The sequence below is a fragment of the Streptomyces sp. NBC_01224 genome (assembly GCF_036002945.1).
Lineage (GTDB): Bacteria > Actinomycetota > Actinomycetes > Streptomycetales > Streptomycetaceae > Streptomyces.
Genome location: NZ_CP108529.1, coordinates 6,955,539 through 6,970,239 on the forward strand (window position 1 = coordinate 6,955,539; position 14,701 = coordinate 6,970,239).

General features: G+C 71.1%; 14 protein-coding genes. 3 read left to right on the forward strand and 11 right to left on the reverse strand.

Going from position 1 to position 14,701, the window contains the following annotated elements; translation table 11 throughout:
• Window positions 1–22: 22 nt before the first annotated feature.
• The 5 genes from thpD to OG609_RS31350 form a co-directional block, all read right to left on the reverse strand.
• Entirely contained in the window at window positions 23–916 is an 894-nt protein-coding gene (gene thpD, locus OG609_RS31330) for an ectoine hydroxylase (protein WP_327275910.1), read from the reverse strand.
• A 3-nt stretch (window positions 917–919) separates the two neighbouring features.
• On the reverse strand, window positions 920–1,318 hold the full coding sequence (locus OG609_RS31335; protein ID WP_093539722.1) for an ectoine synthase: 399 nt from the start codon (window positions 1,316–1,318) through the stop codon (window positions 920–922).
• A 68-nt stretch (window positions 1,319–1,386) separates the two neighbouring features.
• Entirely contained in the window at window positions 1,387–2,655 is a 1,269-nt protein-coding gene (gene ectB / locus OG609_RS31340; RefSeq protein ID WP_327275911.1) for a diaminobutyrate--2-oxoglutarate transaminase, read from the reverse strand.
• Window positions 2,656–2,749: 94 nt separating this feature from the next.
• Complete coding sequence (ectA, locus tag OG609_RS31345) at window positions 2,750–3,214, reverse strand: diaminobutyrate acetyltransferase (RefSeq protein ID WP_382898925.1); 465 nt, start codon at window positions 3,212–3,214, stop codon at window positions 2,750–2,752.
• A 394-nt stretch (window positions 3,215–3,608) separates the two neighbouring features.
• Window positions 3,609–4,715, reverse strand: coding sequence for a pyridoxal-phosphate-dependent aminotransferase family protein (locus OG609_RS31350; RefSeq protein ID WP_327275913.1), 1,107 nt, complete (start codon window positions 4,713–4,715; stop codon window positions 3,609–3,611).
• Between the two features lie 132 nt (window positions 4,716–4,847).
• Between OG609_RS31350 and OG609_RS31355 the strand changes: the two genes are divergently transcribed.
• Both OG609_RS31355 and OG609_RS31360 read left to right on the forward strand, forming a co-directional pair.
• Window positions 4,848–5,924 carry an amidohydrolase family protein gene (locus tag OG609_RS31355; protein ID WP_327278247.1) on the forward strand — a complete coding sequence of 359 codons (1,077 nt, stop codon included), beginning with the start codon at window positions 4,848–4,850 and terminating at the stop codon, window positions 5,922–5,924.
• Window positions 5,925–6,259: 335 nt separating this feature from the next.
• Complete coding sequence (locus tag OG609_RS31360) at window positions 6,260–7,303, forward strand: SCO1860 family LAETG-anchored protein (protein WP_327275914.1); 1,044 nt, start codon at window positions 6,260–6,262, stop codon at window positions 7,301–7,303.
• A gap of 139 nt (window positions 7,304–7,442) precedes the next feature.
• On the opposite strand, the gene cobC is transcribed toward OG609_RS31360, so the two are convergent.
• From cobC to cobM, 6 genes are read right to left on the reverse strand one after another with little or no spacing between them, the layout of a single operon-like run.
• Complete coding sequence (gene cobC / locus OG609_RS31365; RefSeq protein WP_327275915.1) at window positions 7,443–8,531, reverse strand: Rv2231c family pyridoxal phosphate-dependent protein CobC; 1,089 nt, start codon at window positions 8,529–8,531, stop codon at window positions 7,443–7,445.
• Window positions 8,515–9,426, reverse strand: a complete 912-nt coding sequence (locus OG609_RS31370) for a sirohydrochlorin chelatase (RefSeq protein WP_327275916.1) — start codon at window positions 9,424–9,426, stop codon at window positions 8,515–8,517. Before OG609_RS31370 ends, cobC begins: the two co-directional genes overlap by 17 nt.
• A complete protein-coding gene (locus OG609_RS31375) occupies window positions 9,423–10,031 on the reverse strand; it encodes a precorrin-8X methylmutase (protein ID WP_327275917.1) in 609 nt (202 codons plus the stop codon). The genes OG609_RS31370 and OG609_RS31375 overlap by 4 nt, the downstream gene beginning before the upstream one ends.
• Window positions 10,028–11,752: a precorrin-3B C(17)-methyltransferase gene (gene cobJ, locus OG609_RS31380; RefSeq protein WP_327275918.1), complete on the reverse strand. Its 1,725-nt coding sequence runs from the start codon at window positions 11,750–11,752 to the stop codon at window positions 10,028–10,030. The genes OG609_RS31375 and cobJ overlap by 4 nt, the downstream gene beginning before the upstream one ends.
• Entirely contained in the window at window positions 11,749–13,005 is a 1,257-nt protein-coding gene (gene cbiE, locus OG609_RS31385) for a precorrin-6y C5,15-methyltransferase (decarboxylating) subunit CbiE (RefSeq protein ID WP_327275919.1), read from the reverse strand. Before cbiE ends, cobJ begins: the two co-directional genes overlap by 4 nt.
• Window positions 13,002–13,850 (reverse strand): precorrin-4 C(11)-methyltransferase, encoded by an 849-nt coding sequence (cobM, locus tag OG609_RS31390; RefSeq protein WP_327275920.1) that lies wholly within the window; start codon window positions 13,848–13,850, stop codon window positions 13,002–13,004. Before cobM ends, cbiE begins: the two co-directional genes overlap by 4 nt.
• Window positions 13,851–13,955: 105 nt before the next feature.
• On the opposite strand from cobM, the gene OG609_RS31395 reads away from it, so the two are divergent.
• Window positions 13,956–14,678 carry a ZIP family metal transporter gene (locus tag OG609_RS31395; RefSeq protein WP_327275921.1) on the forward strand — a complete coding sequence of 241 codons (723 nt, stop codon included), beginning with the start codon at window positions 13,956–13,958 and terminating at the stop codon, window positions 14,676–14,678.
• Window positions 14,679–14,701: the final 23 nt, after the last annotated feature.

The window sequence follows — 14,701 nt, forward strand, 5'->3', positions numbered from 1 at the left end:
CCCGGTTCAGCGCGTCGACACGTCACTTCACCGGTGTGAAGTCCCGCGCCCCGATGAACTCCGGACGCCGCGCCGGTGCCGCGAACGGCTCCTCGGCCGCGTTCTCCACGCTGTTGAAGACGATGAAGACATTGCTGCGCGGGTACGGGGTGATGTTGTCCCCCGATCCGTGCATGCAGTTGCAGTCGAACCAGGTCGCCGAACCCGCCTTGCCCGTGAAGAGCTTGATGCCGTGCCGGTCGGCCAGCTTCGTCAGCGCCTCGTCGGACGGGGTGCCGGCGTCCTGCATCTTCAGGGACTTCTTGTAGTTGTCCTTCGGTGTCTCGCCCGCACAGCCGAGGAACGACTTGTGCGAACCGGGCATGATCATCAGCCCGCCGTTGGTGTCGTGGTTCTCGGTCAGCGCGATCGACACGGACACCGCCCGCATGTTCGGCAGGCCGTCCTCGGCGTGCCAGGTCTCGAAGTCCGAGTGCCAGTAGAACCCCGAAGCGCCGAAGCCCGGCTTGACGTTGATCCGGGACTGGTGGACGTACACGTCGGAACCGAGGATCTGACGGGCCCGGCCCACCACGCGCTCGTCGCTGACCAGCCGGGCGAAGACCTCGCTGATCCGGTGGACCTCGAAGACCGACCGTAGCTTTTGCGACTTCGGCTCTATGACCGAGCGCTCGTCGGCCCGCACCGCCGGATCGGTGATCAGCCGGTCCAGTTCGGCGTGGTAGGCGGCGACCTCGTCCGGTGTGATCAGCTGGTCCACACCGAGGAAGCCGTCGCGCTCGAAGCCCTGCAGATCCTTCACGGCGACCGGCCCCGGGGCGCCGGGCGGGGACCAGATGACCGGGTCCTGACGGGGCGTGATCATCTCGGCTGCGCCGCGTGTGGGGTACAGGTCGGCGCGTACATCGGTGGTCATGGTTCAGCCCTCCTCGGTCAGCAGTGGGTAGACACCGTTCTCGTCGTGCTCCTCCCGTCCGGTGACCGGAGGGTTGAAGACGCAGACACAGCGGAAGTCGGTCTTCGGCCGCATGGTGTGGTGCTCATGGCCGTTCAGCAGGTACATCGTGCCGGGGGTGATCCAGTGCTTCTCGCCGGTCTCGTCATTGGTGAGCTCGGCCTCGCCCTCGACGCACAGGACGGCCTCGATGTGGTTCGCGTACCACATCGACGTCTCGGTACCCGCGTACATCGTGGTCTCGTGGAGCGAGAAGCCCACCTTCTCCTGGGCGAGCACGATGCGCTTGCTCTCCCAGGTTCCGGAAGCGGCCTTCACATGTCGGTCGGTGTTCTCGATGTCACTGAACGATCGGACGATCACGGTGGGTCGGTGCCTTTCTCTCTGCGGCGGTGTTTCTCGTCGGACCCGCGTTGGGGGCGGGTCCGGGATCAGGCGGTTTCGCGGACTGCGCGGGCCAGGGTCCGCAGGCCCTCGTCCAACTCCTCGGGGGTGACGGTCAGCGGCGGCAGCAGCTTCACGACCTCGCTCTGCGGACCGGAGGTCTCGACCAGGAGGCCCAGCTCGAAGGCGCGGGCGCAGACCGCGACGGCGCGCGACTTGTCGGTGAACTCCATGCCCCAGACCAGGCCGCGGCCCCGGAACTGCGCACCGAGCCGGGCGTGTTCGTCGCAGATCGCAAGGAGCGCCTGCTCGATCTGCTCGCCCCGGGCCAGGGTCTGCTTCTCCATCTGTCCGTCCGCCCAGTAGGCGTCCAGCGCGGCGGCGGCCGTGACGAACGCCGGGTTGTTGCCGCGGAAGGTGCCGTTGTGCTCGCCCGGCCCCCAGATGTCCAGCTCCGGTTTGAACAGACAGAGCGACATGGGCAGTCCGTAGCCGCTGATGGACTTGGACAGGGTGACGATGTCGGGGGTGATGCCGGCCTCCTCGAACGAGAAGAACGCCCCCGTGCGGCCGCAGCCCATCTGGATGTCGTCGACGATCAGGAGCATGTCGCGGCGGTGGCACAGGTCGGAGAGCGCCCGCAGCCACTCGGGGCGCGCCACATTGATGCCGCCCTCGCCCTGCACCGTCTCGACGATCACGGCGGCGGGGTGGTTGAGACCGGAGCCCTGGTCCTGAAGGAGCCGCTCGAACCAGAGGAAGTCGGGTACCCGGCCGTCGAGGTAGTTGTCGAACGGCATCGGGGTGCCGTGCACCAGCGGGATACCGGCCCCGGCCCGCTTGAAGGCGTTTCCGGTGACGGCGAGCGAGCCCAGCGACATGCCGTGGAAGGCGTTGGTGAACGAGACGATCGACTCGCGCCCCTTCACCTTGCGGGCCAGCTTCAGCGCCGCCTCGACCGCGTTGGTGCCGGTCGGGCCGGGGAACATCACCTTGTACGGGAGATCACGCGGGCGCAGCACGTTGTTCCGGAAGGACTCCAGGAAGGCGCGTTTCGCGGTGGTGGCCATGTCGAGGCCGTGGGTGATGCCGTCGCGCTCGATGTAGTCGATCAGCGCGCGTTTCAGTACCGGGTTGTTGTGGCCGTAGTTGAGAGATCCGGCGCCGGCGAAGAAGTCGAGGTAGGTGTGGCCGTCCTCGTCGGTCAGACGGGCGCCCTGCGCGTGGTCGAACACTGCGGGCCAACTGCGGCAGTAGCTCCGTACCTCCGACTCCAGGGTCTCGAAGACACTCAGCGCGGGCGGGGTGATGGTCACAGGGAATCTCCTGCTTGAGGGGGGTGTGACGGGCAGCGGTGTGCTCAGGTGCGGAACAGGCCGATGCGCTCGGATGTGGAACAGGCCGATGCGCTCAGGCGTGGAACGGGCCGATGCGGTACAGCACTTCCGGCAGATGCGTTCCCTCGGGGAACAGCTCACCGTCGAAGAGCACTTCACGCTCCAGGGCCACGTCGTGGCGCAGCGCGTAGGAGGTGAACAGCCGGTCCGACGCGGTGTTGTCCGGGGTGACGGTCGTCTCGACCGAGGCCAGGCCCTGCGAGGCTGCGACCCGCGAGGTCAGCGCGTCCAGCAGCTTTCCCGCCAGTCCGGTCCCGCGGTGGCCGTGATCGACGGCCACCTGCCAGACGACGAGTGTCTCGGGGCGGTCCGGCCGGAGGTATCCCGTCACGAAGGCAACGGGCCCGCCGGTCTCGTCGCGGGCGACCACGGAGGTGGCCGCGAAGTCACGGCACCACAGCAGGTAGCTATACGAGGAGTTGAGGTCCAGGACCTCGGAGTCGCGGGCGATGCGCCAGATCGCGGCTCCGTCCTCCACTCGTGGGGTGTCGATGGTGAGGAATTCACTTCGGGCACTTGCAAAATCTGCTGGTGCGGCGGTCATGTGAATTGAATTTACCCAGCAAATTCTGAAATTGCATCGACGCAAGGGGTTGGGTGGGGCGATCCTCTATGTTATCACGCGGGCGCGTGCACCGGCGCGATCCGGCCTCACTTTCTTATGTTTTGGGTGCTATTTATCCGGCATAACGGCCGCGATGTGGAGTCGGTCACAAGGTCGTAACTCTCGGGTGACGCAACGGAATTGTGTGGATCCGGCTTCTGGAAACTTGGGCGTTTAGGGTCCGGGAAAGCGGGCAGAAGAATGCGGGGAGCTGCTCTGAATAAAGCAGCTCCCCGCATTTATGGAATATTGACGTTCCGGTGCGCTTCTACTCGCTCGGCCAGGTTTCCGAAACGGCTTTGCGGGCAGTTTCGAAGTCGACCTGCCGGCCCGCATCGGCCAGCGCCGCCCCCAGAGCCGCGAGCGAGGACTGCACCGCGCCCCGCGTCGCATCCACACCGTAGTGATTGACCCGGATCATCTCCTTGGACAGTGCACCGCCGCCCGCGATCAGCGGCAGCGACGGGTCGGCCGCGAGTGCCCGCGCGACCAGCTCGGAGGCGTCGACGCCCGCCGGGGCGCGCAGCGTCGTCGCGACCGGCGCCGCGTCCTGCGCCTCGTGCACATACGGCGACAGACCGCCGCCGAGCGCCACCGCACCCGCACGCGTCGCCGCGGCAGCCGAGGCATGCCGGGCCATCAGCGCGTCCAGGCCCTCGGACTCGATCCGTTCCACGCAGGCCTCCAGGGCCAGCATCTCCAGCTGGGCGGGGGCGTGCAGCAGCGCTCTGCGACCGCCGTCGATCCAGCGCTCCTTCCAGTCCAGGAGGGAGAGGTACGAGCGGCGCGGGGCCTGGGGGTTGGCGGCGATCCGCTCCCAGGCCCGCTCGCTCACCGACACCGCCGACACCCCGGCCGGCCCGCCCATCGCCTTCTGCGCGCCGATCACACAGAGATCGACGCCCCACACGTCCGGCAGCAGCGGCTCGGCGCCCACCGAGGCGACGGCGTCCAGCATGAACAGCGCCCCGTGCGAACGGACCACCTCACCGATCTCCGCGACCGGATTGGTGTTGCCGGTCGCCGCCTCGGCGTGGACCAGGGAGACGAAGTCGATCTCCGGGTGCTCGGCCAGCGCCCGTGCGACCTGGTCGGCGGTGACCGCCGTGTGGAACGGAACCGCCAGATCGACGACATTGGCACCGCAGTCCCGCAGCCAGTTCCCGAAGGTCTGTCCGTACGGTCCCGTGACGACGTTCAGCGCGGTCGAGCCGGGCCGGGCGCCGCCCCGGATGCAGCCTTCGAGGGGGAGCAGCGCCTCGCCCTGCATGATGACGACGTCCTGCTCGGTAGCGAGGAGGCCGGCCACCCGCTTCTCGATGGCCGCGAAATGCGCGGCGGTGAGCGGGGTGAGGTCGAGGAAGGGGTGCGTCACGGTGGTGCTCTCTTCGGATCGGGCCGGTGCGCCGCGGTGCGGCGTACGGACAGTGCTTCCGTCGAAGCGTACCCAGGGCGCCGGGCGGTGCCTCGTACAGTGCTGCTCATGAGTGATCACAGGGCACCGCAGGTGCTGCACGTGAAGGGGCGGGTGCTCGTCGGACCGGAGGACGTCCGCGACGAGCTCTGGGTCGTCGACGGACGGATCTCGTACGGGAGGCCGGCCGGTGCGGACGAGGCGGTGACCGTCACCGGCTGGGTGCTGCCGGGGCTGGTCGACGCCCACTGTCATGTCGGGCTCGACCATCACGGCGCCGTCGACGCGGCGACCAGCGAGAAGCAGGCCATCGCCGACCGGGATGCGGGCGCGCTGCTGCTGCGGGACGCGGGTTCGCCGTCCGACACCCGGTGGATCGACGACCGCGAGGACCTGCCGAAGATCATCAGGGCCGGCCGCCATATCGCCAGGCCCCGCAGGTACACCCGGAACTACGCCTACGAGATCGAGCCGGACGAGCTGGTCGCGTACGTCGCCCAGGAGGCGCGCCGCGGCGACGGCTGGGTGAAGCTGGTCGGCGACTGGATCGACCGGGAGGTGGGCGATCTGACCGCCCTCTGGCCGCGCGAGGCGGTCGGGGCGGCCATCGCCGAGGCCCACCGGCTCGGAGCCCGGGTCACCGCGCACTGCTTCGCCGAGGACTCGCTGCGCGATCTCGTCGAGGCCGGCATCGACTGCATCGAGCACGCCACCGGGCTGACCGAGGACACCATTCCGCTCTTCGCCGAGCGCGGTGTCGCGATCGTCCCCACGCTGGTCAACATCGCCACGTTCCCCTCGCTCGCGGCGGGCGGCGACGCCAAGTTCCCCCGCTGGTCCGCCCATATGCGACGGCTGCACGAGCGGCGTTACGACACCGTGCGCGCCGCGTACGACGCCGGGATCCCGGTCTTCGTCGGCACCGACGCGGGCGGGGTGCTCGCCCACGGGCTGGTGGCGGACGAGGTCGCCGAGCTGGTGAAGGCGGGCATCCCGGCCCTGGACGCGCTGTCCGCGACGACCTGGGGTGCGCGTCGGTGGCTCGGGCGGCCGGTGCTGGAGGAGGGCGCACCGGCGGACCTGGTGGTGTACGACGAGGACCCGCGGGCGGACGTACGGGTGTTGGCGGCGCCGCGACGCGTGGTGCTGAACGGGCGGGTGATCGGCTGAGGGACGGCTCACGGAGCCGCCTCCCGACCGGGGTGTGCCATGTTGACAGGCGGTTACCGAGGCCTTGCCGTGTCGTTGAAACACTCTTGCGCGCACCCCGGCGCACTCGGTCTCCGCGCCGTCCGCGCTCAGTGGATCGGGTGACCCCGAGGAACGAACGTACCGAGATATTCGAATACAGACGCGAAAACCCCCCTTTGGAGTGAACTCACGTCAGGTGTCTGCCAGTTCACCCTCCGTGCGTAAAGCTTTCGGGGTCGAGGTCACCGGTGCCCGCGATGTCCCCCATTGGACGGCGCCGGTGGCTCCATGTCTCTTGTGGGGGTTCCACCATCTTGAACAGCAACACCTTCCGCCTGGCCGCCCTGGCGGTCGCCGCCGCTCCCGTCGCCCTGCTGGTCGCCGTCCCGGCGCAGGCCGCCACCGCGACCACCACGACCACCGGCGACGGGAAGGCGAGCGCGGTCGTGCTCCGTACCGCACTCGACGTCTCGCTCCTGAACAAGACGATCGATGTGCCGCTCAAGGTCACGCTCAATGAAGTGCAGGCACCCGCCAGCGCCGACAAGACCGCGCTGAGCGTGCGGCTCGACGGGGTGGACCACGGACAGCCGTTCAGTGTGCTGAGCGCCGATGTGGCCACCGCCAGGGCGACCGTCGGCAAGCACAGGGCCGAGGGCTACAGCAATCTCGCGAAGGCCCGGGTCCATGTGCCCGGACTGCCGCTGCTCTCGCTGATCGAGGTCGAGAAGGTCACCTCCAAGGCGGTCTGCGAGGTGGGCAGGAAGCCGGTCGCCGAGTCGAACGTGCTGGGGCATGTGTCGGTCCTCGGCAAGCGGATCACCCTCACCGCGGGCGGTACAACGCAGTTGAAGGTGCCGGGCGTCGGTGAGGTGACCCTCGACCTGTCGAAGACGCACACCACCTCGCGCACCGCAGCGGCGGCCGCGCTTCAGCTGAAGGTCTCGGTCAACCCGCTCAAGCTGAATGTCGCCGATGTGCAGGGTGAGGTCACGCTCGCCGAGGCGACCTGTGAGACGCCGAAGTCGACCGGAGGCGGCGGCAACGGCGGTTCCGGCAACGGGGGCTCCAGCAACGGCGGTTCCAGCGGTGGCGGTTCCAGCGACGGCGGTTCCGGCAACGGCGGGACGAGTGGCGCAGGCACCTCGGGCAGCGGTGGCAGCACGTCCGGGGGTACGGGCGGCGACGGCGGCGATGTGAAGCCCCAGACCGGCACCGGCCACGCCCCGGCCGTCGACTCCAACCTCGCGGAGACGGGCGGCAGCTCCACGACCCCGTACATCGCGGGCGGCGCGGCCGTGCTGCTGGCGGTGGGCGCCGGGGCGATGGTCGTGGCCAGGCGCCGCGCCCAGGACTGACCCCTCGACCAAGGCCCGAGGGGGGCAGTCGTAGGTCAGGAGGGGAGCGGGGAGCGGCGTTCGCGTGACGGAACGCCGCTCCCCGTGAGCGTGAGGAATGCCGCTCCCCATCGGCGTGGGACGGAGCGTGGCCGTCCCGTCAGCGTGTGACGGCGGTCAGCGTCTGCAACGCCTGGTCGAGTGCCTGCAGGAAGCGGTTGGTCGTCGTACGGTCGCGTACCGCCAGCCGCAGCCACTGCGTACCGAGCCCCGGAAACGTATCTCCACGCCGCGCCGCGAAGCCCAGCGCCCGCAACCGCTCCCGTACCTCGGCGGCACCCTCCAGTCGCACCAGGACGAACGATCCCTCGGCCGGTTCCACCACCCGCACTTCGGTGAACTCCCTGAGCCCCGCGACCAGATGGTCCCGGTCCACCGCGATCCGCTCCGCCGCGGCAGCCGCCTCGGCCAGGGCCCGCGGCTCCATGCACGCCTCGGCCGCCGCCAGCGCCGGGGACGACACCGGCCACAGCGGCTGAGCCTCCTCCAGCGCGCGGATCGTCTCCGGGGCGGCCACTGCGTAACCGATCCGCAGCCCCGCGAGCCCCCAGGTCTTGGTGAGGCTGCGCAGCACCACGAGCCCCGGGACGTCCGTACGCCCGCACAGCGCCTCGCGCTCGCCCGGCACCGCGTCCATGAACGCCTCGTCGACCACCAACGTCCGTCCGGGGCGCGCCAGTTTCTCCAGCACGGCCGCCGGATGCTGGACCGATGTGGGGTTGGTCGGATTGCCGACCACCACCAGGTCCGCGTCCTCGGGCACCGCCGCCGGGTCCAGCCGGAAATCGTCCTCGGCCGACAGCAGTACCCGCCGCACCTCGTGCCCGGCCGCACGCAGCGCCGACTCGGGCTCGGTGAACTGCGGATGGATCACGACCGGGCGGCAGGCCGGCAGCGCCCGTGCGATCAGCACGAAAGCCTCTGCCGCACCCGCCGTCAGCAGCACGCGCTCCACCGGCAGCCCGTGCCGGGCCGCGACCGCCGCCCGCGCCGGACGGCCGTCCGGGTACGCGGCGAGCGTGCCCAGCGACGCGGCTATCCGCGCCTTCAGCCAGGCCGGGGGCGTATCGGCCCGTACGTTGACGGCGAGATCGGTCAGATCCCGGCCCCGTACTTCCGCGTCACCGTGGTGCCGCAGATCGTGCGTGCCCGCGCCTGTCGCGTCGGGTCTTTCAGTGGGAGTGTGCATGACCGCCGTGGGGGTGGTGGTGATGATGGCCGTCGTCGTCGGGGTGGAAGTGCGGCTGCTGCGGCAGCCCCACCTTGTCCTCGAAGCCCGGCAGCGCGATCCGGTACACGCATGAGTCGCAGTTCATCCGCAGATCGCCCTTGACGGCCTCCCGGTAGCGCTCCATGACCAGGTCGTACAATTCCTCGGCCGCACCGATGACTTCGGCCGAGCGGACATCGAGCTCCGGGTGGGCGGCGGCCCACTCCTCGGTCTGATGACGCACCCGGTCCGGCAGGATGCCGGTGAAGAGGAAGTACGGCAGAACGACTATGCGCCCGGCACCCAGCTTCACGCAACGGTCGAGACCGGACGGCACGTCCGGCGCCGCGAGCGAGACGAACGCCGTCTCCACCCCCGCGTAACCACGGCCCTCCCAGAACAGCCGCGCCGCCTTGTACACCTCGGCGTTGGCGTCCGGGTCGGTCGAACCGCGCCCGACCAGCAGCACCGTCACCTCGGACCGGTCGGTGTCGCCCAGCACCGCGTCGACCCGGCGCTCCAGCACCTTCAGCAGCGCCGGGTGCGGGCCGAGCGGACGGCCGTAGGTGTACGAGATGCCTGGGTGGCGCTCCTTCTCACGGGCCAGCGCCGCCGGAATGTCCCCCTTGGCGTGCCCGGCCGACACCAGCATCAGCGGCACGGCGGCGAAGCGCTGCACACCGCGCTCGACGAGCTCGGTCACGGCGTCGCCGAGCGGCGGCGGGGACAGCTCGATGAAGCCGCCCGCGACCGGCAGTTCGGGGTGGCGCTCGCCCAGTTCGGTCACGAAGTCACGGAACGCCGCGGCCCCGCCCTCGTCCCTGGTGCCGTGACCGGCGATGAGCAGTGCGGGCTGGGTGGACGCGGTGGTCACAGGTTCTCCTCGGTGTGCGTGGGGGGTACGGGGTGGTACAGCAGGGCGTTGAGAGCGGCGGCCGCGACCGCCGAGCCACCCTTCTCGGACACATTGCTCACGGCGGGCAGACCGCTCTCGCGCAGCGCCGCCTTCGACTCGGTCGCGCCGACGAAACCGACCGGAAGCCCGATGACGAGCGCGGGCGCGGCATCGAGGACGAGCAGCTCCTCCAGCGCGGTCGGCGCATTGCCGATCACCCAGATCGCGCCGGGTCCGACCCGCTCGTACGCGAGCCGGATCGCATGTGCCGAACGGGTCAGCCCGGGACCCGACCTGGCCTCCTTCAGACGGCACACGGTCTCGCGGCGGGTGATGCCGGCCGCGACCATCTCGACATCGGTGACGACCGGCGTACCGGCGTGCAGTGCCGCATGTGCGACGACGAGCGATTCCTCGTCGCAGACCAGGTCCGTCGCGTACTCCAGATCCGCCGCGGAGTGGATGACCCGCTCCACGACGGCCCGGGTCAGCGGTGCGAAGTGCGAGGTGTCCAGGCGGGCGCGCAGCCGCCGGAACGACTCCTGCTCGATGGGGTGAACGGTTCTCTCCCAGGGCCGGTTCACTCGGCTCCCTCCTGTGCCGGGGCCGTGGTGGCCGACTGCCATCGGTAGCCGCGCGGTGTCACCATGCGGCCCGCGATCTCCCGGGTGGCCGTGTTGCCGACCGTCACGACCGTCATCATGTCCACCGTCGCCGGGTCCAGACCGGCGAGCGATGTCACCCGGCTGCTCTCGTCGGGGCGCGAGGCATTGCGCACGACACCGACCGGTGTCGCCGGTTCCCGGTGCTCGGACAGGATCGACAGGGCCTTCGGGAGCTGCCAGTCGCGGCCCCGACTGCGCGGGTTGTAGAACGTCACGATGATGTCGGCCTCGGCCGCGGCCCGTACCCGGCGCTCGATGACCTCCCACGGAGTGTGCAGATCGGAGAGGCTGATCGATACATGGTCGTGGCCCAGCGGGGCGCCCAGGATCGCGGCAGCCGCCAGCGCGGCCGTCACCCCCGGCACGCCCACCACATCGATATCGGCGCCGGCCTCGGCGAGCGCGGGCGAGGCCATCGCGTACACGCCCGCGTCACCGCTGCCGATCAGCGCCACCGCATGCCCCTTGCGCGCCTCGGCGACCGCCGTACGCGCCCGCTCCTCCTCGGCGCCGAGCCCCGACTCCAGGATGGTGGTGCCGGGCCGCAGCAGGTCCCTGATCTGGTCGACGTACTGATCGAGCCCGACCAGCACCGAGGCCCGCCGCAGCTCCTCGCGGGCCCGCGGGGTCAGCAGATCGCGCGCACCCGGGCCGAGCCCGACGACGGCCAGGCGCCCGCGCGGGCTGCGGCGAACCACCGCACAGGTGGCCATCGCGGCCCGTCCCACAGGGTTCGACTTCCGCTTCGGTACGAGGAGTTCACCCCCCGCGGCGAGCGCGGCGGCCTCCGCGACGGAGGGCGTACCGACGGCGGCGAGCGGCGCGCCGGACGGATTGGGCACCTCGATACCGGCCAACTCCTCGGCAGCGTACGTCCGCAGCGGTACGCCGAGCTGCGAGGCCGCGGCGACGATCCCCGGCTCGTCCGCCTTCGCGTCGACCGTCACCAACTCCACGATGCTCAGCGGCGACAGCCCGGCCTCGTGCAGGGCGTCCCGGATCAGCCCGACGACCTCCTCGACCGGCGCGCCCTTGGACGCGCCGACCCCGACAGCGAGCGACGCGGGCCGCAACACGGCGGCCTGCGAACCGAGTTCAACGATCCGGTCGGTGACATGCAGCACCGCAGCACCCCCGGCACCGGCGGCCATGTTCGGCGGCAACGGCGGCAACGGCCACACCGCATCCGCCCGCAGCTCCACCCCCGCCCCGTCGAGCATCGCGCGCGACACCCCCGCCACGTCGCCCTCCACGGGGAGGCCCAGCATGTCCAGCCCCGGCACCCCCACCGCGTCCGTCGCCGTAGTCACGACCGGCGCCGCGCCCAGCACCTCACCGACCGCCCCGGCCAGGGCGTTCGCCCCGCCACCGTGCCCGCCGAGCAGCGCCACCGCATGGCGACCCGCCTCGTCGACACAGACGACACCCGGGTCCGAGGACTTGTCCGACAGCAGCGGCGCGAGCAGCCGCACCACGGCCCCCGTCGCCAGGAAACACACCAGCTGCTCGCACTCGGCGAACGCCCGCTGCACGGCCTCGCGCACCGGTCCCTCGTAGACCACGGTGCGGCCGGGCCAGGCCGCGGCCAGCCGGTCGCGGGCGACGGTGCCCGCCGCCGTGGCGGAGATCAGGCCGATCACTGGGTTGCTCCTTCACTTGCACGGACCGCGGGGCGGGTGCCCCACAGCAGAAAGACCGGGTTGGTCGCGGCGAGCCGCGTCACCTCACCGGGCAGCGGCGCCAGCCGGGAGGACTGCAGCAGCACGCCCTCGGGCACGAGCCCGGCACCGGCCAGCGCCGCACGGACCTCCGGCACCCGGTCCAGCGCCGCCAGCGCCACCACCACCGAGCGCCGCGCCCGCCGGGCGCACGCCGTCACGATGGCGGGCAGCTCACGCCCGCCGCCTCCGATGAAGACCGCGTCCGGGTCGCCCAGGCCGTCGAGCACGGCGGGCGCGGAGCCGTGCACCGCGTGCACATACACCGCGTGCGCGGCCGCGTTCGCCCTGATCCGCTCGACCCCGTCCGAGGTCTTCTCCACGGCGACGGCGGCCGCGCCGAGCCGCGCGCACTCCACCGCGACCGAACCCGAACCCGCACCGATGTCCCACACCAGGTCACCGGTGCGGGGTCCCAGCCGGGCCAGCGCCAGCGCCCGCACCTCGAACTTGGTGATCATCGAGTCACGGTGCTCGAACTCCGTCTCGTCCAGCGCCCACCGGCCGGGCCCGGCGGACGGCCCCGCGACGGTCCGCACCGGGGAGAGCACCCGGGACTCGTCCAGACACAGCACCACACTCACCGGATCCGGCCAGTCGCGGGCCACCGCCTCGGCAGGGGTCAGCCGCTCGATGCGCTCCCGCTCCGGATCGCCGAGCGCCGTCGCCACGACCAGGGTGCGCGCCTCGGCTCCGTGCACCAGCCCGGCCGCCAGCTCCGCGGGCCCGGCGCCGGGCCCGGTCAGGACGGCCACCTTCGGGTGCGCCAGACACGCGTTCACCGCGGTACGCGCGTCGCGGCCGTGCGCACTGACCACGACCGCGTCGTCCCACGCCAGCCCGAGCCGGGCGAACGCGACCGCGACGGAAGGCGAACCCGGCCGCACATCGAGCGCACCCGCCCCGAAACGCTCGGCCAGCGCCCGTACGATCCCGAAGAATCCGGGGTCGCCGGAGGCCAGCACGACCACCCGCGCCCCGCCCCCGTGCGCCTGCTCCGCGATCCGGTCGAGCGCCGGCGCCAGCGGACCGAGCACGATGCGCTCGGCCTGCTCCGGCGGCCCCGCGGCTTCCAGATGACGCCGGGCGCCGACCACCAACGTGGCCACGGCCAGCGCTTCCTGGGCCTCGGGACCGAGCGGCTCGCCCGTCCCCGTGCCGAAGACTCGGATCATGAGCCGGACCGCTGGGCGCGCAGTTCGGCCCGCGCCGCCTTGTCGGCCTTGCGGAAACCGTGGAAGTGCCCCGGGTGGTAGAGGTGCGAACGTGTCCCCGAAGCCGAAAGCGCCGGGCCGACCAGGAAGAGGGTGTGCTTCCAGAGCTTGTGCTCCTTGACCGTCTCCTCCAGGGTCTCGATCGTGCAGTGCAGGATCAGCTCCTCCGGCCAGGTCGCCTGGTACGCGATCACGACCGGCGTCGACGTCGGATAGCCGCCCTCCAGCAGCTCCTGGGTGAGCTGCCCGGACCGGGCAGCCGACAGGAACAGCGCCATCGTCGTGCCGTGGCGCGCGAATTCCCGTACCTCCTCGCCCGGCGGCATCGGCGTCTTGCCGCCACCGAGACGGGTCAGGATCACGGACTGCGCGACCTCCGGAATCGTCAGCTCCCGCTGCGCGATCGCGGCGACGGCCGAGAACGACGACACCCCCGGCACGATCTCGACCGCGACCCCCAGCCCGGCACACCGGTCGACCTGCTCCTGCGTGCCGCCCCACAGCGCCGGGTCGCCGGAGTGGATACGGGCCACCTTCAGCCCCTCGGCGGCCGCGCGTTCGTACACGGCGACGACCTGTTCCAGCGACATCTGCGCCGAGTCGAGGATCTCCGCGCCCTCCCGGGCATGCTCGAGAACCTCCGCCTGCACCAGGCTCGCTGCCCAGATGACGATGTCGGCATCCGCGATGGCCCGCGCCGCCCGGAAAGTCAGCAGATCGGCGGCGCCGGGGCCGGCACCGACGAACGTCACTTTGCCGTGGGTGGGCGCGGCGACCGTGCCGGCTGCGTCGACTGCTTCGGACATGGGACGGGGTCCTTTCGGGAAACGGGAAAACTGGACAGAAGGGTGGGACGGACGGCAGGGCGCGGTGAGATGCGCGCACCGGGGTCAATCGGCTAGCAAGAGCGCATGGCGGTGTTCGTGGCGCTCGGCGCGTTCCTGATGACCCTGGCCGGCGGCTGGGTCGCCCAACGCGTCACCGACCGCCGCCACCTGGTGCTCGGCTTCGCCGGCGGACTGATGCTCGGCGTGGTCGGCCTGGACCTGCTGCCGGAGGCGATCGACGCCGCGGGCGATCCGGTCTTCGGCGTCCCGGCGGCCCTGCTGCTGTTCGTGGGCGGCTTCCTGGTCGCCCACCTGGTGGAGCGTCTGCTCGCCGTACGCCAGGCGGCACACGGCGCGGGCGAGGAGCGGGTGCCGCAGGTCGGACTCACGGCAGCGGCGGCGATGGTCGGCCACAGCCTGATGGACGGTGTCGCGCTCGGCGCGGCCTTCCAGGTGGGCGTCGGCATGGGAGCCGCCGTCGCCCTCGCCGTCATCACGCACGACTTCGCCGACGGCTTCAACACCTACACGATCACCAGCCTGTACGGGAACGCCCGCCGCAAGGCCGTGCTCATGCTGTTCGCGGACGCCGTGGCCCCGCTCGTGGGCGCGGCGACGACACTGCTGTTCACCCTTCCGGAGGAACCGCTCGGCTGCTATCTCGGCTTCTTCGGCGGCGCGCTGCTGTACCTGGCCGCCGCCGAGATCCTGCCCGAGGCACACCACGAACACCCGGCCCGCTCCACGCTGCTGTGCACGGTGGCCGGGGTGGGTTTCATCTGGCTGGTGGTGGGCATCGCGGACTGACCACCGGGCCGCACCCGGGCGCC